23 protein-coding genes are annotated in these 21615 nt (G+C 62.9%); 18 read left to right on the top strand and 5 right to left on the bottom strand.

The window, feature by feature from the left end; all coding sequences use genetic code 11:
• The first annotated feature begins 8 nt into the window (after positions 1 to 8).
• The 7 genes from FNZ07_RS24425 (at position 9) to FNZ07_RS24395 (ending at position 5750) form a co-directional block, all read left to right on the top strand.
• Positions 9 to 599, top strand: coding sequence for a TetR/AcrR family transcriptional regulator C-terminal domain-containing protein (locus FNZ07_RS24425; RefSeq protein WP_091013660.1), 591 nt, complete (start codon positions 9 to 11; stop codon positions 597 to 599).
• Between the two features lie 11 nt (positions 600 to 610).
• Entirely contained in the window at positions 611 to 1156 is a 546-nt protein-coding gene (locus FNZ07_RS24420; RefSeq protein ID WP_091014751.1) for a GNAT family N-acetyltransferase, read from the top strand.
• Between the two features lie 75 nt (positions 1157 to 1231).
• Entirely contained in the window at positions 1232 to 1834 is a 603-nt protein-coding gene (locus FNZ07_RS24415) for a DJ-1/PfpI family protein (protein WP_091013658.1), read from the top strand.
• Between the two features lie 63 nt (positions 1835 to 1897).
• A complete protein-coding gene (locus FNZ07_RS24410; RefSeq protein WP_091013655.1) occupies positions 1898 to 2326 on the top strand; it encodes an ACT domain-containing protein in 429 nt (142 codons plus the stop codon).
• 199 nt (positions 2327 to 2525) lie between these two features.
• On the top strand, positions 2526 to 4199 hold the full coding sequence (locus FNZ07_RS24405) for a tetratricopeptide repeat protein (RefSeq protein ID WP_091013653.1): 1674 nt from the start codon (positions 2526 to 2528) through the stop codon (positions 4197 to 4199).
• A 48-nt stretch (positions 4200 to 4247) separates the two neighbouring features.
• Entirely contained in the window at positions 4248 to 5075 is an 828-nt protein-coding gene (locus FNZ07_RS24400; protein ID WP_091013650.1) for an alpha/beta hydrolase, read from the top strand.
• Positions 5076 to 5138: 63 nt separating this feature from the next.
• Positions 5139 to 5750 (top strand): 2'-5' RNA ligase family protein, encoded by a 612-nt coding sequence (locus FNZ07_RS24395; RefSeq protein ID WP_091013648.1) that lies wholly within the window; start codon positions 5139 to 5141, stop codon positions 5748 to 5750.
• A 52-nt stretch (positions 5751 to 5802) separates the two neighbouring features.
• Here FNZ07_RS24395 and FNZ07_RS33750 read toward each other — a convergent pair whose 3' ends face one another.
• Entirely contained in the window at positions 5803 to 5946 is a 144-nt protein-coding gene (locus FNZ07_RS33750) for a hypothetical protein (protein ID WP_170275832.1), read from the bottom strand.
• Between the two features lie 249 nt (positions 5947 to 6195).
• On the opposite strand from FNZ07_RS33750, the gene FNZ07_RS24390 reads away from it, so the two are divergent.
• The 10 genes from FNZ07_RS24390 (at position 6196) to FNZ07_RS24345 (ending at position 15324) form a co-directional block, all read left to right on the top strand.
• Positions 6196 to 6603: a DnaJ family domain-containing protein gene (locus FNZ07_RS24390; RefSeq protein ID WP_091013646.1), complete on the top strand. Its 408-nt coding sequence runs from the start codon at positions 6196 to 6198 to the stop codon at positions 6601 to 6603.
• Positions 6604 to 6692: 89 nt separating this feature from the next.
• A complete protein-coding gene (gene tadA, locus FNZ07_RS24385) occupies positions 6693 to 7301 on the top strand; it encodes a tRNA adenosine(34) deaminase TadA (RefSeq protein WP_091014749.1) in 609 nt (202 codons plus the stop codon).
• 35 nt (positions 7302 to 7336) lie between these two features.
• Positions 7337 to 8263 (top strand): muramoyltetrapeptide carboxypeptidase, encoded by a 927-nt coding sequence (ldcA, locus tag FNZ07_RS24380; RefSeq protein ID WP_091013644.1) that lies wholly within the window; start codon positions 7337 to 7339, stop codon positions 8261 to 8263.
• A gap of 365 nt (positions 8264 to 8628) precedes the next feature.
• Positions 8629 to 9345, top strand: a complete 717-nt coding sequence (locus FNZ07_RS24375) for a GntR family transcriptional regulator (protein WP_091013640.1) — start codon at positions 8629 to 8631, stop codon at positions 9343 to 9345.
• Between the two features lie 313 nt (positions 9346 to 9658).
• A complete protein-coding gene (locus tag FNZ07_RS24370; protein ID WP_091013637.1) occupies positions 9659 to 11152 on the top strand; it encodes an NCS1 family nucleobase:cation symporter-1 in 1494 nt (497 codons plus the stop codon).
• 49 nt (positions 11153 to 11201) lie between these two features.
• Complete coding sequence (locus tag FNZ07_RS24365) at positions 11202 to 12092, top strand: aspartate/glutamate racemase family protein (RefSeq protein WP_245811519.1); 891 nt, start codon at positions 11202 to 11204, stop codon at positions 12090 to 12092.
• A 155-nt stretch (positions 12093 to 12247) separates the two neighbouring features.
• Entirely contained in the window at positions 12248 to 13198 is a 951-nt protein-coding gene (puuE, locus tag FNZ07_RS24360; RefSeq protein WP_091013635.1) for an allantoinase PuuE, read from the top strand.
• Positions 13195 to 13716, top strand: coding sequence for a 2-oxo-4-hydroxy-4-carboxy-5-ureidoimidazoline decarboxylase (gene uraD, locus FNZ07_RS24355; RefSeq protein ID WP_091013632.1), 522 nt, complete (start codon positions 13195 to 13197; stop codon positions 13714 to 13716). The genes puuE and uraD overlap by 4 nt, the downstream gene beginning before the upstream one ends.
• Positions 13717 to 13795: 79 nt before the next feature.
• Positions 13796 to 14806 carry an allantoicase gene (gene alc / locus FNZ07_RS24350; RefSeq protein ID WP_091013630.1) on the top strand — a complete coding sequence of 337 codons (1011 nt, stop codon included), beginning with the start codon at positions 13796 to 13798 and terminating at the stop codon, positions 14804 to 14806.
• Positions 14807 to 14811: 5 nt separating this feature from the next.
• Positions 14812 to 15324, top strand: a complete 513-nt coding sequence (locus FNZ07_RS24345; RefSeq protein WP_091014747.1) for an ureidoglycolate lyase — start codon at positions 14812 to 14814, stop codon at positions 15322 to 15324.
• Between the two features lie 6 nt (positions 15325 to 15330).
• On the opposite strand, the gene FNZ07_RS24340 is transcribed toward FNZ07_RS24345, so the two are convergent.
• The 3 genes from FNZ07_RS24340 to FNZ07_RS24330 are packed head-to-tail and all read right to left on the bottom strand — an operon-like array spanning position 15331 to position 19020.
• A complete protein-coding gene (locus FNZ07_RS24340; protein ID WP_245811518.1) occupies positions 15331 to 16437 on the bottom strand; it encodes a hypothetical protein in 1107 nt (368 codons plus the stop codon).
• Positions 16434 to 18674 carry an FAD-binding protein gene (locus tag FNZ07_RS24335; RefSeq protein WP_091013627.1) on the bottom strand — a complete coding sequence of 747 codons (2241 nt, stop codon included), beginning with the start codon at positions 18672 to 18674 and terminating at the stop codon, positions 16434 to 16436. The genes FNZ07_RS24340 and FNZ07_RS24335 overlap by 4 nt, the downstream gene beginning before the upstream one ends.
• A 7-nt stretch (positions 18675 to 18681) precedes the next feature.
• Positions 18682 to 19020 (bottom strand): DUF805 domain-containing protein, encoded by a 339-nt coding sequence (locus FNZ07_RS24330; protein ID WP_170275831.1) that lies wholly within the window; start codon positions 19018 to 19020, stop codon positions 18682 to 18684.
• Between the two features lie 241 nt (positions 19021 to 19261).
• Between FNZ07_RS24330 and FNZ07_RS24325 the strand changes: the two genes are divergently transcribed.
• Complete coding sequence (locus FNZ07_RS24325; protein ID WP_091013622.1) at positions 19262 to 20242, top strand: alpha/beta fold hydrolase; 981 nt, start codon at positions 19262 to 19264, stop codon at positions 20240 to 20242.
• A gap of 78 nt (positions 20243 to 20320) precedes the next feature.
• Here FNZ07_RS24325 and FNZ07_RS24320 read toward each other — a convergent pair whose 3' ends face one another.
• The gene (locus FNZ07_RS24320; RefSeq protein ID WP_091013619.1) at positions 20321 to 21514 is read right to left on the bottom strand and encodes a urate hydroxylase PuuD; all 1194 of its coding nucleotides are present in this window, start codon (positions 21512 to 21514) and stop codon (positions 20321 to 20323) included.
• Positions 21515 to 21615 lie beyond the last annotated feature (101 nt).

The following is a 21615-nucleotide window of genomic DNA, read 5'->3' as shown; positions in this document are numbered from 1 at the left end:
AATCAAGCGTGGCAAAAATTCGACGTGACGAAGTGGTGAGTGCGGCGCTGGAACTCCTCGACGTAGTTGGGCTGGACGGCCTGTCGACAAGGCGTCTTGCCGAGAAACTCGGTGTGGAGTCGGCAACGCTCTACTGGCATTTCCGCGACAAGTCGGCGCTTCTTGCCGAGATGGCCTCTTTGGTGCTGACGCGGCACCACACGCTCGACGTGCCCGAGGACAGCGCAGACTGGCCGGCCTGGTTTGCCGATAACGCGCGCAGCTTCCGCAGTGCGCTTCTGACTTATCGTGACGGCGCACTGCTGCATGCGGGGACCACGCCGAACCAGGACGAGCTGGCGCGGATAGTGCCGAAAGTGGCCTACCTTGTGCGTGCAGGTTTCAGCGAACCGGACGCCCAGATGGCGTTGCTGGCGGCGGGTCAGTTCACGCTCGGTTGCGTGCTGGAAGAGCAGGCGCGTGACACGGGCGGTGCGTCATCCGATACGGACAGGAACACCGCGGCAGCACAGCCCGGCTCAGCGATAAGTCCCATCGATCCCGACGTGGCCTTTGAATTTGGACTGGGTCTGATAATCAACGGTCTTCGCAACAGTTAATGGTTACCGGTATGTCCTTACCCACCCCGACACTGCACACCGCCCGTCTGCTATTGCGTCCTTTCACGCAAGCCGATACGGATGCGATCTTTGCGCTGCATAGCAGCCCGTACGTGCTGCGCTACTGGGACGCGCCGCCCTGGAAAACACGCGAGCAGGCAGAGCGCTTCATCGAGGTTTGCCGGCAGTTCGAGCAGGAAGGCACCGGCGCGCGGCTCGCCATCGAGCGTGCCGCCGACGGCGTGTTCATCGGCTGGTGTGGTCTGTTCCGCTGGAATCCGGACTATCGCAGCGCGAAGATGGGTTACTGCCTCGATGATTCGGCATGGGGCCAGGGCTTTGCCACCGAAGCGGCCGGCGCGGTGTTGCAGTGGGCCTTCGATACGCTGGACCTGAACCGTGTTCAGTCCGAGGCGGACACGCGCAACACGGCATCGGGCCGCGTGCTGGAGAAGCTCGGATTTGTCCGCGAAGGCACGTTGCGCGAAGCGTGCATCGTGAATGGCGAGGTATCGGATTCGTGGGTCTATGGGCTTCTGCGGCGGGAGTGGAAGTAATCGCAATTGTTTGAATGTATCGGCGGTCGGCTTTACGATGACGCAACACAACGGCACGCTTAGCACGAGATCCTCATGCATATCGCCATCCTGACCTTCGAAGGTTTCAACGAACTCGACTCGCTGATCGCGCTGAACATCCTGAACCGCGTCAAGAAGCCGGGGTGGCGCGTGTCGATCGCCAGTCCATCGGCCAAAGTACGTTCGATGAACGGCGTGGTGGTCGAGGCGCAAGCGTCGCTAGAGGAAGCATGCGACGCCGACGCAGTACTCGCCGGCAGCGGCGTACGAACCCGCGAAATCGTCGCCGACACCGCGTTGATGTCGCAATTGAAGTTCGATCCGACGCGCCAGTTGCTCGGTGCGCAGTGCTCGGGCACGCTCATGTTCGCGAAGCTGGGCTTGCTGGGTGACGTTCCAGCGTGCACGGACCTGACCACCCGGCCGTGGGTCGAGGAAGCGGGCGTGGCCGTGCTCAATCAGCCGTTCGTCGCGAAGGGAAATGTGGCGACCGCGGGCGGGTGCCTGTCGTCGCAGTATCTGGCCGCCTGGTTCATCGCGCGACTGGAAGGTGTCGACGCGGCGCGCAGCGCGATCCATTATGTCGCGCCGGTCGGGGAGAAAGAGGTCTACGTGGAGCGCGCGCTGGCGAACATTGCGCCGTATCTCCCGGGCTGACAAACAGAGCGCCCGTGAGAGCGCCCGTGCGCGTAGCGTGATTCAACCTGCACAGAGAAACCTTTGAGCCAACCCATCACCGATCTCGACAAGCTGCTCGCATCGATACGCCCTGAGTTAAACGAGGGCGTCTACGTGTATTCGTCCGTTCCACTCGATGCCGATATCAAAACACTGACTCCGCTCGCGACATTTCGCGAGCAAGAGGGACTGACACTGATCGTCGACGAAGCAACGGCGCAACGAGCGGGACTACCGGTACTGTTTCGTGCCGCGTGGATTACGCTCACCGTGCATTCCGACCTGCACGCGGTGGGCTTGACCGCGGCGTTCGCGCAAGCACTCGGTGACGCGGGTATCAGTTGCAACGTGGTCGCAGCGGCTTTTCACGACCATATTTTTGTGCCCGTCGAATCTGCAGCGGATGCGCTGGCGCAGTTGTCCCGCCTGCAGCGTCAGGCGCAACAGAAAGCCACGCCTGACGCGGATTGATTAGCCTTGCCGTGTGCTTGTTGCGCCGCTTTTAGAAAATTGCACCGCTAGTCCCCGATTTTGAAGTTTTGTGACTGCATGCGGCGTTGAGCAACACATCGCACATCTACTGCTAGACTTCACGCATCCGCGAATATCGACGCGGATAAATGGCTGCACCGTTTCACGACTCCCCTGATCGAAGCCGCTTACTCCATTCATGTCTCTTTTCCTGTCTGCATACGCCGCGCATCAGGCCGGCCGTTTCCAGGAAGCTACCGACGGCTATCTTCAGGTGCTCGCCCAAGAGCCGCAGCATGCCGACGCGCTGCATCTACTCGGCCTGCTACGCGCCGACGCGGGCGATCCGGCCAGTGGCGAGGCGCTGATGCGTCAGGCAATCGCGCAGAGCGAAGACCCCGTGTATCTCGCGAACCTCGGCAATCTGCTCGCCAAGCAAGGCCGTCTCGCAGAAGCCGAAGCAATGTGCCGCCGCGCAGTAGAACTTGGGCCGCGCCACGTGCCGGGTCACTACAACCTCGGTAACGTGCTGATGGAGCGTCAGCGCTTCGACGAAGCGGAAGCGGCGTTTCTGCACGCAGTCGAAATCGATCCCCATGCAACCGGTGCACTGAACAATCTCGGCACGATCTACGTGCGCGACAAACGGTTTTCCGATGCGTATGCGGTGTATCGCCGGGTGCTCGAAATCGATCCGCACTATGTGCACGCACACTACAACCTCGGCCTGCTGATGTTGCGCACCGATCGCATCGAGGAAGCCGAACTCGCCTTGCGCCAGACACTCGCAATCGATCCCGCGCATGTCGACGCGCGCAACGATCTCGGCACGGCGCTCAGACTGCTCGAGCGTCCGGCACAAGCCGAGGCGATGTACCACGAAGCGCTCGAGCGCAGGCCGGATTTCGCCGATGCCCACTGGAACCTCTCGATACTGTTGCTCGGTCAGGGGCGCTACGAAGAGGGCTGGCCGCACGGTGAGTTTCGCTACCATGCAGGCAGAAATACGCGTACCGATGTCCCGCAGCTCGACTACCCGCGGTGGCAGGGGCAAGCGCTGACCGGCAAGTCGCTCGTGATCTGGCCGGAGCAGGGTTACGGCGACTACCTTCAGTTCGTGCGCTATGTGCCGCTGCTGAAGGCACAAGGTGTCAAGCATCTCGCATTGATTTGCCCGGAACCGCTCGCGGCGTTGCTCGCGACGGTCGATGGAGTCGACGAAGTTACGACGTCGCTCAAGCCGGCGCGCACGTACGACTACTGGTCGTTCTTCATGAGTCTGCCGATGCTTCTCGGTACGACGCTCGACACGATTCCCGCGTCTTTGCCGTATCTGCGTGTGCCGCCCGGACGACTCGAGCGCTGGCGCGACCGCCTGCCCGCCGAGGGCTTCAAGGTCGGCCTCGTCTGGCGTGGCTTCACGGGGCATCAGAACGACGACGCCCGGTCGCTACCGGGCCTTGCGACGCTCGCGCCGTTATGGTCGGTGCCGGGCGTGCGTTTCGTGAGCCTGCAGAAGGGCGCGGCAGAGGAAGAAGCTGCGCGCGCGCCCGCGCATCAGCCGGTCGTTCCAGTCGGGCCCGATCTCGCGGACTTTGCGGACACGGCGGCCGTGATTGCCCAACTGGATCTGGTCATCACAGTCGATACCGCGGTCGCCCATCTGGCCGGTGCGCTCGGCAAACCGTGCTGGGTGCTGCTGTCGAAGTACTGGACAGACTGGCGCTGGATGCAGCCGCGCAGCGATTCGCCGTGGTATCCGCAGGCGCTGCATCTGTTTCGTCAGAGCCGTCCCGGCGATTGGGACGAGGTTGTGCAGCAGGTCGTTGCGGCGCTCGGCAGCCGGGTCGCGTCTCGCAATGAGTCGGCATGACGACGTACGTTTGCATTGCCGGATGACCTGCGCACGGAGGCGCACGAGATGACCTTGCTTTATCGCGGCATGGACCGCGCCACGCTCGATACGGCCTACAACAACGTCAAGGCCGCCGCCGATTTCCCCGGCACGTTGGCGCGATTTCAGGAACAAAGCGAAGCGCTCTATCGCGAGGTGCCCGGTCAACGCGACATTCGCTACGGTGCGCGGCCGCGTCAACGGTTCGACTGGCTGCCGTGCGGTCGGCCCGATGCGCCGACCTTCATCTTCATTCACGGCGGCTACTGGCAGAACTGCACCAAGGAAGATTTCGCGTTCGTCGCGAGCGGGCCGCTCGGTCGCGGCTTCAACGTCGTGCTGGTGGAATACACGCTGGCGCCGGTTGCATCGATGACGCAGATCGTCGACGAGATCGGCCGGCTGCTCGATCATCTTGCAGCAGACACCGGCACTGCCGGTTTTGGCGGGCGCCCCGTGTGCCTGAGCGGGCATTCGGCGGGCGGACAACTGGCCGCGTTGTATCGCGCGCATGCGGGCATCAGCTACGCGATGCCGATCAGTGCGCTAGTCGATCTCGAACCGATCGGCTTGTCCTGGCTGAACGACAAGTTGCAACTGACAGCGGTAGAGATCGCTGCGTACAGCCCATTGCGCCACATCGGCCAGGGCGTACCGATGACGGTGAGCGTAGGCGCGGCCGAGTTACCGGAACTCGTGCGGCATTCGAGCGACTATGCGCACGCGTGCAACGAGCGGGGCGAGCAGGTCGTCTATCTGCCGGTGCCCGATTGCACGCATTTTTCGGTGCTCGACGATCTGGCCGCGCCCGACGGCGTGCAGATGAATGCACTCGCGCGGGCCATGTCGATCTGACCGGGTCGAGCTCGCCGCATCGCCGGGCACATACGTGGGTGACGACAACCTCGAGGAGACGTCGTGGCGACACAGCTTTTGCTGGACGGATTCGAGAATCTGCCTGGGCCGACAGACCGGCTCTTCTTCGCGATCCGTCCCGACGATGAAGCTACTGCCCATATCGAGCGGCTGGTGGCGCGCCTGCGGATCGCATCGGGGCTGACGAACAAGCCGATCGCCCGCGAGCGGCTGCATATCACGCTGTTCTGGCTCGGCGACCACTTCGGGTTGCCGCAAAAAATCGTCGATCTGTTGCATCTCGCTGCCGCGCAGGTTGGCACAGGCGCAGCCCCATTCGATGTCGAGTTGGATCGTGTGGAGTATTTTGGGCGCCGGGCGGACAACAAGCCGCTGGTGTTGCGCGCCGCGCCTGGTGCACCCGGCATTGCGGCGCTCGGTGCGTTTCGCGAATCGTTGGGGGCGGCGATCGGATTCAGCGAAGCGAAAAGACGTACAGCGAGTTTCACGCCACATGTCACGCTGCTTTACGACACACCGCCGGTGGCGCGGCAAATCGTGCACAGGATCGGCTGGCCAGTGCGCGAGTTTTTTCTTGTCCATAGCCTGCTTGGGCAGTCGCGGCACGAGGTGCTGGGGCGATGGACGCTCGGCGGCGAACTTCCTGTGCGTTAGCGGCCGGGGGCGGTGCACAGGCTGAGGGCGGTGCTCCCCCCGAAGCAATCGATCAGAAGCGCATGCCCGTTCCGCAGCCGCCGGCAAAGCCGCCACCGCTACCACCTGCGCCACCGCAGAAAACCCCGCATCCGGAGAGCAGGAGGGCGGCCGATACGGCGGCAATCACGAGTGCTGGGCGGAAAAACCGTTTCATTGGAGTCCCTCCGTTGTTTGATGGCTTACAGGGCCTGGAAGACCCGCAGGCCCGGTCGATTGCGCCAGTTTACAGGCTGTTTGCAGCGCCGACGCTGTTATTCGCCGAGGTGCCAGATCACCCGGACCGCCCGCCGGGCCACGCTTTCCCGGGAATGGCGGGCCCGCTAGAGGCCACACACGGTGCCGCCGGCGCCCGCCGGGGCGGCTCCCTGATAAAATGCGCGGGCCGCAACGTAGTGGATGACCGATGAAATTGCTTGATGCGTTAGTCGAACAGCGCATTGCCGCCGCAGCCGCGCGTGGCGAGTTCGACGATTTGTCCCGTGCCCGGGCGCCGCTCGCGCTCGACGACGACCTGCTCGTGCCGGAGGCGGTCCGCATCGCGAACCGCATCCTGAAGAACGCGGGCTTCGTGCCGCCCGCCGTCGAGCAGTTGCGCGCGCTCTGCGATCTGCGCGACGACCTCGACGCCGCGGGCGACAAAGCTGCCCGTTGCAGTCTGCAGGCCCGCATGCTCGCACTCGATATGGCGCTCGAATCGCTGCGCGGCGGTCCGCTGGTGCTGCCGCGCGAATACTGCCGGCGTATTGCCGAACGCCTGTCGGAGCGGGTTTCCGCCGATTCGGGCGGCAGCGGCGAAGCAGGCATGGCGTGAGCACTCCGCAGCCGCCGGGCGAGACGCCGGCCACCGCTGATGGGGCCACTAACAGCGCCGCACACAACCTGCTTTCCACTTCCTCCGATGTGAGCCGCGATGTTCCGACGTCGCCGGTTGCTGTGCCTTCCCCCCTTGTTTCCGAACGCGATCGTCGCTTCATGGCGCTTGCCCAGGCGGCCGCCGAAGAAGCGCGGGCCGCGGGCGAGGTCCCCGTCGGTGCGGTGCTCGTGCGCGGCGACGAAGTGATAGCGACGGGGTTCAACCATCCGATCGGCGGCCACGATCCTTCCGCGCACGCCGAGATGGCCGCGCTGCGTGCCGCGGCGCAGGCACTCGAAAACTACCGGCTGCCGGGCTGCGAACTCTATGTCACCCTCGAACCGTGCCTGATGTGCGCCGGCGCGATCATGCACGCGCGCATCGCCCGTGTGGTGTTCGGCGCGCGCGACCCGAAGACGGGCGCGTGCGGCAGCGTCGTCGATGCGTTTGCGAATCCGCAGCTCAATCACCACACCGAGGTGATCGGCGGCGTGCTGGAGGACGAGTGTGGTGCTGCGCTGAAGACTTTCTTCGCCGACCGGCGGCGCGCGAGCAGGGAAGCACGGGCGGCTCGGGCCGCCCCTGCGCCCCAAACCCCGGCAGCGCAGTCTCCGGCTTCGCCGGACACGCCACCTTCCGACCCCGCCGACTCCTGACCCAACCCGATTTTTCGCCTTCGTTGCCTTTGCCCATGACCGCCCACCGCACCATCGAGCTGATCGCGCCTTCCGGCTACCCGTACGACCAGGAGGCGGCGCAGCGCGCGCTGCAAAGGTTGCGCGCGCAAGGACATCGCATCGAAGGGCTGGACGCGACGCAGCGCTGCTATCAGCGCTTTGCGGGCACCGACGGCGAACGTGCCGCGGATCTGAACCGCCTCGCCGATACTTCGCGCCCACTGCCCGATATCGTGCTCGCGGTGCGTGGCGGTTACGGGGCGACGCGCATCCTGCACGGGCTAGATTACGAAGGGTTGCAGCGCCGCTTGCGTGACGCACCGGTGGCGCTCGTCGGTTACAGCGATTTCACCGCGATCCAGCTCGCACTGTATGCGCGCGCGGGTGTGAAGACGTTTGCCGGGCCGATGCTGCTGAGCGACTTCGGCGCGGAAACGCCAAGCGAATTCACGATGCAGCACTTCTGGAATGCGCTCACGAAACCGACCTTCACCGTGACGAGCGATGCTCATCAGGCGCAGTCCGCCGATGTGACCGGCATGCTGTGGGGCGGCAATCTCGCGGTGCTCTCGTCGCTGGTGGGCACACCGTATATGCCGCCGGTGCAGGGCGGCATCCTCTGGCTCGAGGACGTCAACGAACAGCCGTTCCGGGTCGAGCGGATGATTTATCAACTGCATCTGTCGGGCATCCTCGCGCAGCAGCAGGCGTTGGTGCTGGGCGACTTCTCCGGCGCCAGGTTGTTCGACTCCGACAACGGCTACGACCTGCACGCGATGATCGAACAGGTGAGGTCGGTCATCGGCATTCCGGTGATCACCGGGCTGCCGTTCGGCCACATTGCCGACATCGTGACGCTGCCGTTCGGCGCCGATGCGCACCTCGTCGCCGATCCACACGGCTTCCAGCTGACCGTCTCGAACTATCCGCATCTGGGCTGAGCGGGCGGCCGGCGGTAATGCGGCTTCCATCCGTCCACGTCTTCGTTATCCGCCGATGTGCGCTATCCGCTGCGAGAGCAGGGCGGTGGATAGCGCACGTCGCGAACGCCTGTCTGTCGCAACTAACTGCCGGTCACGAATCCGCGCGTATTGGTTCATCGAGCGCGACCCCAGAAAATATTGTCAACAAAATATGCGGCAGAATCGTGGCTTGTCATGCCCAGAAGACCAGGATTTTCCCTTAAAAAATGACATATCTCCACGGTGACAGGGCAAGTCAGGTTGAATTGCCAATCATTGACAGCAAAAATTGTTGACAATTTTAATGTCCAACCTAAGATGCTCTCCATAACGGAACGCACATCATGTCCGACCGAACTTCCGCTTCTTCCGCAGGTAACCGGCCCGAGGCCATCGCCGAACGCATTCGCGACGCGATCCTCGAACATCGACTCGCGCCGGGCGCCAAGCTGACCGAAGCGCAGTTGTGCGAGGTGTTCGACGTCAAGCGCGGGCCGGTGCGCCAGGCGCTTGCGCTGCTCGCGACCGACCGGCTCATCGATCTCGAGCCGAACCGTGGCGCGTTTGTCGCGAGTCCGTCGCTGCAGGAAGTGCACGAGGTGTTCGAGATGCGCCGCATCATCGAGCTGGCCGTCGTCGAGCGGATCTGCTCGGGGCACGGCACGCGCCGGTTGAAGGGCATCGCCAGCATGATCGGCCGCGAGCGCAAGGCGTTCGAGACGCGAGACTTTTCCGCGTGGATCCGCCTGTCGGGCGAGTTCCACACGGAGCTGGCCGCGCTGACGGGCAACACGGTGCTGTGCGATTGCCTGAACGGGCTCGTTGCGCGCTCGACGTTGATCTCGGCGCTGTACGAATCGATTGGCCAGAGCCCGTGCTCGGTCGAAGATCACGAAGCCATTCTGGCCGCGCTCGACGCCGGCCATACGCAGGGAGCCGCAGCGCTGATGGCGCGCCACCTGCAAAGCGTCGAGTTGAAGATGCTGGATCGTCCTGCGCGCGGCGCTGCCGATCTACACGAAGTGTTCGGCACACGAGGCACAAAGCCCGCGCCAATCTGAAGCACTCCGCGCAGCCACGCTCAGGCGTGGTGCGCGTCGCACTGAATTCGAACTGAACGACCACCGCCGTGCGATGGCCAGCGTAGTGCGCTGTCCATCGCGTGGAGGGACGCCCACGTCCAGCCCAGACGCAGGCGAACGCGCTCCGGTATGAGTCCGCGCTCATATCGGAGCGATAAAAACCAGTACGTACGTACGGAGACACTCGCGGCGCCTGCAGGCGCGCAGCCCCGGCCATAGCGGCCCGGCCGCTGGCATGCAGGATGCAATGCCCTTCGATTCGCAATCGACGGTCCCATCTCAAGGAGGAGTCATGGCTCAGTTCAGTGCAGCACCGGGTAACCCTGCCAGCGCCGCAATGCCGGCATTCGAAGAGGGCAGTTCGACGCCCGGCGCGCCGCTGCCCGCCGGCTACAGCGAACGTCTCTACAACGAAGACCTCGCACCGCTGCGGCACCAGACCTGGAGCGCGTACAACATCTTCGCGTTCTGGATGTCGGACGTGCATAGCGTCGGTGGTTATGTGTTCGCGGGCAGTCTGTTCGCGCTCGGTCTGACGAGCTGGCAGGTGCTGATCGCGCTGCTGGTCGGCATCACGATCGTCAATGTGCTGTGCAACCTGATCGCGCGACCGAGCCAACAGAACGGTGTGCCGTATCCGGTCGCGTGCCGCGCGACGTTCGGCGTGCTTGGCGCGAATATTCCGGCGGTGATCCGTGGCTTGATCGCGGTTGCGTGGTATGGCATCCAGACATACCTGGCCTCGAGTGCGCTCGTCATCGTCGTGCTGAAATTCATCCCGCAGCTTCTTCCGTATGCGGACGTTCATCACCACGGCTTCATGGGCCTGTCGACGATCGGTTGGGCCGGCTTCATGTTGCTGTGGGTGCTGCAGGCGCTCGTGTTCTGGAACGGCATGGAGACGATCAAGAAGTTCATCGACTTCGCCGGGCCGGCCGTCTACATCGTGATGTTCATACTCGCTGGTTACATGGTGTGGCGTGCGGGCTGGCGCAACATCGGCATCAACCTGGGCGGCGTCAAGTATCACGGGCTCGAAGTCGTGCCGGTGATGATCACGGCGATCTCGCTCGTGGTGTCGTATTTCTCGGGGCCGATGCTGAACTTCGGTGACTTCTCACGCTACGGCAAGAGCTTTCGCAGCGTACAGCGCGGCAATTTCTGGGGCCTGCCGGTCAACTTCCTCGCCTTCTCGCTCGTCACGGTGATCACTACGGCGGCCACGCTGCCGGTGTTCGGCGAACTGATTACCGATCCGGTCGAAACGGTTGGTCGAATCGACTATCCGACTGCGGTGATACTCGGCGCGCTGACGTTCACGATCGCGACGATCGGCATCAACATCGTCGCGAATTTCGTGTCGCCGGCATTCGATTTCTCGAACGTCGCGCCGCGTCTGATTAGCTGGCGCGCGGGCGGCATGCTGGCCGCGGTCGCATCGATTTTCATCACGCCGTGGAACCTGTTCAACAACCCCGAGGTGATTCACTACACGCTCGACGTGCTCGGCAGTTTCATCGGGCCGCTATACGGCGTGCTGATCGTCGACTTCTACCTGGTGAAGCGGCAGAAAATCGTACTCGACGATCTGTATACCGTGTCCGAATCGGGCAGCTACTGGTATCGCGGCGGTGTGAATTACAAGGCGGTCGCGGCGCTAGTGCCGGCGGCGGTGATCGCGATTATCTGCGTGCTGGTGCCGGGATTGAACGGGCTCGCGAATTTCTCGTGGTTTATCGGCGCGGCGCTTGGCGCGGGGTTCTACCTGATGTTCACGCGCAGATGAGATAGCCATTGAAGCGACAACTGAAGTTGCAATTCAAGCAGGAGCAGACATGCGTATCAAACTGATCAACCCGAACACGACGTGGCGCATGACCGACGCGATGGCGCGTTGTGCACGCGAAGTCGTCGCGCCCGGCACGGAGCTGATCGCCGTGAGCCCGCCGATGGGCCCGCCATCGATCGAGGGCTACTACGACGAAGCGCTCGCCACGCCGGGGCTACTCGCCGAAGTCGCCGCGGGCGAGCGCGAGGGCTGCGACGGCTACGTGATCGCGTGCTTCGGCGATCCCGGTCTCTACGCCGCACGCGAGCTGGCGCGTGGCCCCGTGATCGGCATCGCGGAAGCGGCGATGCACGCGGCGAGCGTGCTCGCGCCGGGGTTTTCGGTAGTGACGACGTTGGCGCGCACGCGCGGCATGGCATGGCATCTCGCCGAGCGGTACGGCATGACACGCTTTTGCCGCAACGTGCGCGCCACCGATGTCGCCGTGCTCGATCTCGACCGTCCCGGCTCGGCGGCACGCGCGATCATTCTCGACGAATGCCGCCGAGCGCTCGACGAAGACGGGTCGGACGCGATCGTACTCGGTTGCGCGGGGATGGCCGAACTGTGCGCGGAAATCGAGGATGCGCTGGGTGCGCCGGTAATCGAAGGCGTGACCGCCGCGGTGAAATGGGTCGAGGCGCTGGTTGCGTTGCGTCTCGCGACTGCGAAGCGCGGCGACTATGCGCGGCCGCTGCCGAAACGCTATGACGGCGAATTCGAGCGGTTTAGTCCCGAGCTGGCCGGCCCAGGGCTAGAAGGCCCCGGGCCGGCCAGTGGTCCCCTGTCCCCCGGGGCCAGCGGCCAGAGTGCCGTTGGCATACCAGGTCGGGTAAACGCGAGCGATCCGGCATCCGGCGCCGAACCGCAGCGGCAGCCGCACATACACCCGGTCTGACTCGCACTATCTGCCCGTGTGTATGGGCGCATCCGGGCGTTTTCGCTACACTCGTTGCATCGTGGCGTCCGTATTCGAACGTCAGGGATACATGTCGGTATCCCGCGTTCCACGCCTCTTTTCACCGCGTCGCTAGACCGCTTTTCGTCCATACCATGTCATTCGATTCGAATTACCCGCGCGATCTGATCGGCTACGGCCGCCACCCGGTGCAGGCGAACTGGCCGGGGCGCGCACGCGTCGCCGTGCAGTTTGTGCTGAACTACGAAGAGGGCGGTGAGAACTGCGTGCTGCACGGCGATCCGGCGTCGGAGCAGTTTCTGTCGGAAATCGTCGGTGCAGCGGCTTATCCGTCGCGGCATATGAGCATGGAGTCGATCTACGAATACGGATCGCGTGCCGGCGTGTGGCGCATCCTGCGCGAGTTCGAAAAGCGCAGCCTGCCGCTCACGGTGTTCGGTGTCGGCATGGCGATCGAGCGGCATCCGGAGCTCGCGCGCGCATTCGTCGAGTTGGGGCATGAGATTGCGTGTCATGGGTATCGCTGGATTCACTACCAGGACATGGCGCCGGAGCGCGAAGCGGAACATATGCGGCTCGGTATGGAAGCGATCGAGCGCGTGACCGGCGAGCGGCCGCTCGGCTGGTACACCGGTCGCGACAGTCCGAACACGCACCGGCTTGTCGCCGAATACGGCGGCTTCCTGTACGACTCGGACAACTACGGCGACGACCTGCCGTTCTGGCTTGACGTCGAAGTGACGGGCGGCGTCAACGTCCCGCAACTGATCGTGCCGTACACGCTCGATACCAACGACATGCGTTTCGCCTCACCGCAGGGCTTCAACACGGCGGATCATTTCTTCACCTATCTGCGCGACGCGTTCGACGTGCTCTACGAAGAGGGCGATGAAGCACCGAAGATGCTGTCTGTCGGCATGCACTGCCGGCTGCTCGGCCGCCCTGGGCGGTTCCGCGCGCTACAGCGGTTTCTCGATCACATCGAGCAGCATGATCGCGTGTGGGTGACACGACGCGTCGATATCGCGCGGCACTGGCGCGACCATCATCCTTATCAACCCCTTTCCCGCGGGGCCGCGGCATGAAGGCGATGCATTACACACTCGACCAGCTCAATCACAGTTCAACCGATGCGTTCGTCGCGGCGCTGTCCGGCATCTTCGAGCATTCGCCGTGGGTGGCCGAAGTCGCCGCCGGTGCGCGACCGTTTGCGAGTATCGACGCGCTGCACGCGACCATGACGCATGCAGTCGAAAGTGCCGACGAAGCGATCCAGCTCGCGCTGATCAACGCCCACCCGGAGCTGGCCGGCAAGGCAGCGGTACGCGGCGAGCTGACAGAAGAGTCGACGCGAGAGCAGAGCGGCGCCGGGCTCGATCAATGCACGCGCGAAGAGTTCGAGCGGCTGGTGAGCCTGAACACGGCGTATCGCGAGAAGTTCGGCTTTCCGTTCATTCTCGCGGTGCGCGGTTATGACCGTCACGGCATCATCGCGAACTTCGAAGCGCGCGTGAGCCACAGCCGAGCCGAAGAACTGCGTGCGAGCCTCGACCAGATTTACCGGATCGCGCGCTTCAGGCTCGACGATCTGATCGAAGCGTAGCGCGCGCGTTAACCAACATTGCGACATTGCAACCGCCGGCCACCGACGCCGGCATTCATAGACAAAAAGGAAGACAACGATGGCACTCCCGATTCTCGACCCTAACGCACCGGATTTCACGCGTCGCTATGTGAATCTGGCGGACCCGCGTCTCGGCGCGCAGGCGCTCGAGGCCAGCGACGATTTCTTCGCGCCGAAGGAACGCATGCTGAACCCGGAACCGGCCGTCTTCATTCCCGGCAAGTACGACGACAACGGCAAATGGATGGACGGCTGGGAAACCCGCCGCAAGCGTTCGAGCGGCTATGACTGGTGCGTCGTGAAGCTGGCGCGGCCGGGTGTGATCAAGGGGCTCGACCTCGATACGAGCCACTTCACCGGCAACTTTCCGCCGGCGGCATCGGTGGAGGCGGCACGTGTCGTCGACGGTGCGCCGGGTGCTTCGACGCAGTGGACCGAGATCGTCCCGTCGACCACCTTGCAGGGCAACAGCCATCACTATCTCGACGTGAACGATGCCAACGCGTGGACCCATCTGCGCGTGAACATCTATCCGGACGGCGGCATCGCGCGTCTGCGCGTATATGGTCAGCCGCAGGTCGACTGGGCCGGCGCAAGTCGCACCGAGCTGTTCGATCTGGCGGCGATGGAAAACGGCGCATACCTGGTCGGCGCGAACAACCAGCACTTCGGTGCTGCCTCCACGCTGCTGAGGCCGGGTCGCGGCGTCAACATGGGCGACGGCTGGGAAACGCGACGTCGTCGCGAACCGGGCAACGACTGGGCGATTTTCGCGCTCGCGCAGCCGGGTGTGATCCGCAAGATCGAAGTCGATACGGCGCACTTCAAGGGCAACTATCCGGATCGCTGCTCGATCCAGGCCGCGCGCGTGACGGGCGGCACTGACAGTTCACTGGTGACGCAGGCGATGTTCTGGCCGGTGCTGCTCGGCGAACAGAAGCTGCAGATGGACCGGCAGCATCATTTCGAAAGCGAACTGGCAGCGCTCGGCGTGGTCACGCACGTGCGCTTTAACATCATCCCGGACGGCGGCGTATCGCGCCTGCGTCTATGGGGCACGCTCGCCTGATCACGATGAACAAGCTCGTTATCGAACCGCTGACCCGCGCCGCGTTCGCCCCGTTCGGCGACGTGATCGAACTGGACGGCGCAAAGCAGATTCCGATCAACCTCGGCACGACGATCCGCTACCACGATCTCGCGCATGTCGATGTCGTCGATGAGGGCGGTCGTGCGCTCGTGAACCTGTTTCGCGGCCAGCCGCGCACGCTGCCGTTCGAGGTGAAGATGCTCGAACGGCATCCACTTGGTAGCCAGGCGTTTGTACCGTTGAACGACAAGCCGTATCTGGTGGTCGTTGCGCCGGCGGGTGAACTCGATTCGGAGGCGATCCGCGCGTTCGTGACGAGCGGCTGGCAGGGCGTGAATTACGCGAAGGGCGTGTGGCACCATCCGCTGATCGCGCTCGGCGAAATTAGCGATTTCATCGTCGTCGATCGTGGCGGCGATGGGCTCAATCTCAACGAACAGGATCTCGACGAATCGTTGTGGTTGACTGAAGAGGCGCTGCAGGCGGTCGCGCTCTGAGCGGATTCAATAGTCGTACACATGCTCCGTCTCGAGACCGTCTTTCCCGGCCGCCGCCAGAAAGTCGGACAGGTCGCGAACCGGTATCAGCAGCGCGACGCGTCGGGTATGGGCGGGCATCGTGAGCGGCTGTTCGAACAGCACGCGGCCACTGGTCGCGGGCAATACCTGGTCGTCCTTTACCCACAGCGTGACCAGAATCACCGATCGGTTGCCGGCGATATCGGTGAGATGAATGCCCTGTTGCGCAAGCGTTGTCGCCGCCAGCCTGAAGTCGAAATAGCGCGGCAACGCAAGTAACGCCTGACCGTCCGGCAGGTGAGCAAGCACGCTGACATGGGTGGGCGCCGACCAGCCATCGGGCAGGTGGTCCACGACCACATCGGTCGTCATCAGCGCGGGCGTATAAGCAGCCCGCGTGGCCTTTTCAATCATCTTTCCATACACTGCCTTGATCGCGTATTCGGTGGTCAGGGTGTAGCGGCGTTCCCATTTGCGGATCAGCCCGGGTCCCCACAGCGGCACATCGCTCCAGAGGTGGTGCAGGCGCGCGCTGAAATCGAACAGATACCACGGCTCCTGGCGGATGAAGTCCACGTACTCCTGCGCGGCTTGGGCACCGTAACGGTCTTCGGCGGTGAGCTTTTCTCCGCCTAGCAGCCAACTTGCGCGGCCCACGGTATTTTCATAGATCGAGCGCAGTGCGTATTCGATCGTCGTGCTCGACGCGATCACCCAGATCATCACGTGATAGCCGGGATTGAGCGGATAGTGGTCATGCAGCTGCTCGCGCGTGACCGTTGCGTAGCTCGACCACAGCTGGCCGGTCTGGTCCAGAAACGGAAAATCGTGCGACGGCGCAATCCGGACGATCCGCGCGTATTCCGCGGGACTGTGCACGAGATACCACTCGGGAAAGGTCAGCAGCGTCTGTTCGGTGCCGCGGCGATCCGCTACCGGCACGGGGCTCTGGTATGAGGTGCCCGGAGCCACCTGTGTCGCGGAGGGCGTTGCTGCATACACAGCTGGCGTCGAGACTGCGGGCACGATACCGATGACCGCGCAGATGACCGCGCCGATAGCGAGAAGCGCATTGCGCAACGGCCACCTCATGCCGCTTCTCCAACGCGCACGAACGCCATCAGGATATTGTCCGATGGATCGCCGTGCTGGGTCAGGCGCGCGCCTGTATGGCGAAAACCTGCGGCTTCGATACGCGAGATCCAGTCGTCCACACTGGCGAAATGGCGTAATTCCGCCTGGTTGGTGTGCCACGTTTCGCCGAGCCCCGCGTTGAAGACCGTATGTGCAAGCGCGACGAATGCGTCCATGGTCGGTGTCGTCACATCGTGATCGCGGACCACGAAATAGCCGCCCGGACGGACGATCCGCGCAATCGAGTCGAGAAACGGCGCAAGCTTTGCCGGCGCCATATGGTGCAGACCGACAAAGCAGCTGACCAGATCCGCGCTGGCGGCAGGTAGTGCGATCGGAGCGTAGTCGTTCAAAGGCTGGAATTTGCCGATCGAGCCGAGCTGCCCGCGCTCGACGATATCGACCGGGCTCATGCCCGGCCGCACGTCGTGAACCAGAGTGACCTCGCCTTTGAGATGCAGGTACTTCTTCATGGCGCGCACGTAACGCCCTGTCGTGCCGATCTCGACGTAGTCTCGCAACGGCGCATCGCCTAGCAGCGTGGCGGCTTGCCGGCCCATTTCCGCTTTCTGCGTCGACAGGGACGGCAGCGCGTAGGTGAGCATCGCGAGGCGCGGTGTGATAGCGGGGAGACCCGCCTGGATCGCGCGATAAATACCCTCGTCACCCGAGTGTTCCGCCATCGACGCCTTGATCAACGTATGCAGGCGGTCTTCAGGCAACACGTGGAAGATGTTCTGCAGGAACGTATAGAAGCGATCGGCTTCGTGCTCGTTACCGTAGATCGTCGAGAACAACGTGCCGCTGCTGTCTTCCTTTGTTGCCGCAGCCGTAGTCGACATCGGCGTCGTTTCTGGCGTGCCTCGCTCCGGCGCATAGTAGCGATCCCACAGCGCACCACGCAGCCGGTATTGCGGATCGAATTGCTGCTTGAGCGCAAACATTTCGCGCGCGCGCGGATAAGCGCGATGGAACTGTTCGTGCGTCGCGTGCAACTGATAAGGGAGATAGTAGGTACCGCCCACCGCCAGCACCGCATCGATCAGTTCGCGCGTCCATACCGCGACGCGCTCGCGGGCGTTGTCGCGCGTGCGCTGCTTGTAGTAGAGCACGAAGGCAAATGTCTCGCCGCGTGCCCACGCCATGACGGTGCGGTTGTCGGCGAGCGCGTGGCGGATCGAAATGTTGACGGCATTCACCCGATGTCGCGAGAGGATCTCCGAGAGCGCCTCTGCAAATTGCGTGACGACGGCCACGGGAACGAAATACTCCTGGAGCACGTACGTGCGCCGGCGACGCCCGACCGGTTCGAGTTCCGCGACGTCGTAACCGGCTTCGTAATTGCGCCAGTGCACCTTTTTGCCGAAATGCAGCAGCGGGTCGTACAGATACTCGCGCCGGAACTTGCCGAGCGGTGTCTCGGTGATGGCCCACAGAAAATATTTCGCCGCCAGAAACCCGCGGCTGAGCGGCTGCAATCGTCCCGACGTTGCCGGCTCGTCGGTCACTGTCCAGCTGATGGCCCGGCCGCGTGTGTAGCGCGGCGGATAGAGATCGAAATTGTGGAAGATCACATCGTGATGGCCGCGCACGTTCTTGTCGAACCATGCCTTGTAATCGACCGTGTGCATCTTGCGATCGCTGCGCTTGACCCGCGTATTGGGCGCGAGGTCGAGTTCCACTTCGGTGATGATGCCTACACCGCCGTACCCGCCAATCGCCGCATTGAACAACGTGGTGTTCGCAGCAGGCGTCGCGGTGACGACTTCGCCGCTCGCGAGCACGAGCGTAATGGCCCGTACCGACAGCACGACCGGCCCGAGGCCCATGTAACGCCCGTGCGCGTTCACCGACAGCGCACCACCTACCGTGAAGTTCGCGTAAGTCTGCATGATCTTGACGGACAGACCATGCGGATCGATGAAGTGCTGGATGTCGCACCAGCGGATACCAGCCTGCACGCGAATCACCGATGTATGCGGCTCGAACCGGAGTATCCGGTTCATCTTGCGCATATCCAGATGCAGCGTGCCCGGGCTGGCAGTGTGTCCGCCCATGCTGAAGTGACCGCCGCCTACCGATACCGGCAGATTGGTCTGCGTGAGCGCCTCGACGACTTCCTGAGTAGTAGTCGGCGTAGCGACTGAAAATACCGGAATCCGGTTTAGCTGGGTGACGTCGTTGACCGTTGCCATGTCTGCATCACTCCGCGATATTGACTTTGAGGTAATCCGAGCGGATTGCCGGATCGGGACCAAAGCGATTGGCGTGATCGACGCCGCGGTGCAGCAGGTGGATCAAAACCCAGATCGGTCCAAACACCGGGATGACGGCGGCTAATAACGACCATCCGTTGCGGCTGGTGTCGTGCAGGCGTTGCGCCGAGAGCGCGCTTGCACTCCAGAGAAAGACGATTGCAAAGAGGCTCGTGCCCGTTTCGCCAAACCAGGATCCGGCGAGGCTGCCGAAAGCGGTGCACACGAGTGCGGCGATGACGATGCGGGTTAGCCATTCGCTGCGGGTAATGCGACCGCGGCTCAAAAAGAAAGCGGGGACGACTGTAGTTAATAGCATGTTTGTTTTCGCCTGTTCCCGGGAGTCGATTGACGGCTATTGAAACTGTCAGCTTGTTTTAAGCTTCGGTGCGCAATTCTAAGCGGACTTGATATTATCGGTCGATCTTGATCTTGAGAAAACTGGCCCAGTATTGGCACATGTAATTATTTTCCATAGTAAATATGCCGCTGCAACGACGAAACATAACAAGAACGCGTGAGACTTCATGAAATTTTATAAAATCACGATTGCCGTGGTCGCTACACCGATCATCGCGCTGGTGTGCGTATTGGGCGCCGCGGATCTGCTGGCCCATAGCCGCGAGCGGGATGTCGCGCAGAGCGCTGCGCCCGTTGGATCGCGTTTTGTGCGGGCGGCGGACGTGGACATGCTGATACAGGAGCGGGGTCCCGCGAACGGCAAGCCGATTGTTTTTATTTCCGGCGCAGGCGCCTGGAGTTCGACGTGGCTGCCGACCATGAATTATCTCGCTCAGGCGGGCTATCACTGCATTGCGGTCGACCTGCCGCCTTTTGGCTATACGAGCCGGCCGGCGGCCGATACCTACGACACGGACCACCAGGCACTGCGCATTCTCGGGATGCTCGACACGCTGAAGCTTTCGCAGGTCATACTCGTGGGTCATTCGTTTGGCGGGCGAGCGACGGTCGAAGCGTTGATGACTGAACCGGAGCGCTTTAAGGCAGCGGTACTGGTGGATGTTGCGCTGTCTATCGATCAAGCGCCCGCGCAGCGAGGGTTAATCGGCAATCTGCTTGCGCTACCGGTGGTCGCGCGACCGGTGATTGCCGCGACGGCGACCAATCCGCGGCTCACCGGGTGGTTTTTACGGAAGTTCACCTCGCGTCACGACGCGCTGACGCCCGAGTGGATCGCCGTCTATCAGCGACCGCTCTCGGTGGTTGGGACGACGGTGGCTTACGAGAACTGGCTCGATGCATTTCTCAACGATCCAGGGCTCAGCAAAAGCAGCCACTCGCCGGACTACGCGTCGCTGACCATGCCGGTCGATGTGATCTGGGGTGCAACCGACGGCGTAACACCCGTTAGCGATGGACTGCGCCTGTCGCGCCTGTTGCCTGACGCGCAAATGAACGTCTTGCCGGGCATCGGGCATATCCCTCATGTCGAGGACAATTCCGCGTTCAATCGTGCGATCGGTAGCTTCCTCGCGCGTTTGTCATAGCGCGTGGTCGATCTGTCGGAGTGGAGCATCCTGGACTGGCCGCCGGTCATCCCGACCCTGCGGCCAGCCCCTTATCGCTTACTTCGCGGCGCCGGCCTGAAACCACGCAGCAATCTTCTGCCGTTCAGCATCGGTCATGTGCGTGACGTTACCGAGCGGCATTGCCTTCAACGTCACTGCCTGGTTGTAGATCCGTTGCGCGTTCTGCGAGATCTCGTCGGGCGTATCGAACATCACGCCGGCCGGGGCGCTACCCATCATGGTCGGATGCGACGAGTGACACGCGATGCAGCGCTGCTGCAACACCGGCGCGATATCCGCGACTTTCAGCACCGGCTGGTTCGCCGCCTGCGCTTGCGGCACGACCGGCTTCGGCATCGTCCACGCGAGTGCGGCAGCCATCAGCGCGACGCCACCGACGGGCAGATACCACAGCACCTGGCCGCGGTGTCGCATCACGAAGAACTGACGGATCAGTGCGCCGGCCAGCATGATGATCGCGAGCACGGCCCAGTTGTACGGATGTGTGTAGGTCATCGCGTAGTGGTTCGACAGCATCGCGAACACCACAGGCAGCGTGAAATAGGTGTTGTGCACCGAGCGCTGCTTGCCGCGTTTGCCGTAGATCGGATTCGGCGTCTCGCCCTTCAACATCGCGTCGACCATCTTGCGCTGACCCGGAATGATCACGACGAACACGTTCGCCGACATGATCGTCGCGAGCATCGCGCCGGTGATCAGATACGCCGCACGCCCCGCGAAGATATGACACGCGAGCCAGATGGCGATCAGCACATACAGGCCAACGCTTATACCGAGCAGTTTGTCTCTCGTGCCGAGCAGACGGCAAAGCGAGTCGTAGACAATCCAGCCAGCCGCCAGAAAACCGAGCGCCGAGAAGATCGCGACGACCGGTCCCATATCGAGCACGTTCTTGTCGATCAGGTAGGTGTTCGGCGCGAACAGATACAGCACGGTGAAGAGCCCGAAACCTGACAGCCACGTCGTGTACGACGGCCACTTCGACCAGTGCAGGTCGTCGGGCATTTCGGGTGGTGCGACCGTGTACTTCTGCATGTTGTAGAAGCCGCCGCCGTGTACATGCCAGAGTTCACCGAACACACCGCGTTTGCGTTGGTTCGCGTCCTGCGGCGGTTTCAGGCTGTTGTCGAGCGCGACGAAATAGAACGACTCGCCGATCCATGCAATCGCGACGATGACGTGAAACCAGCGAATCGCGAGATTCAGCCAGTCGGTGATAAATCCTTCCATGAAACTCCTCCACTTCCTGTTCGTTATGCGCGTCGCGGCGCGGCTCGTCGGGTGGCCGGCGCGCGGACTGCGTCAGGCGCGTAGGGCGCCGTATGTGGGTG

Source organism: Paraburkholderia megapolitana (assembly GCF_007556815.1).
GTDB classification, from domain to species: Bacteria; Pseudomonadota; Gammaproteobacteria; order Burkholderiales; family Burkholderiaceae; genus Paraburkholderia; species Paraburkholderia megapolitana.
This window is presented reverse-complemented; position numbering and strand designations above follow the sequence as displayed.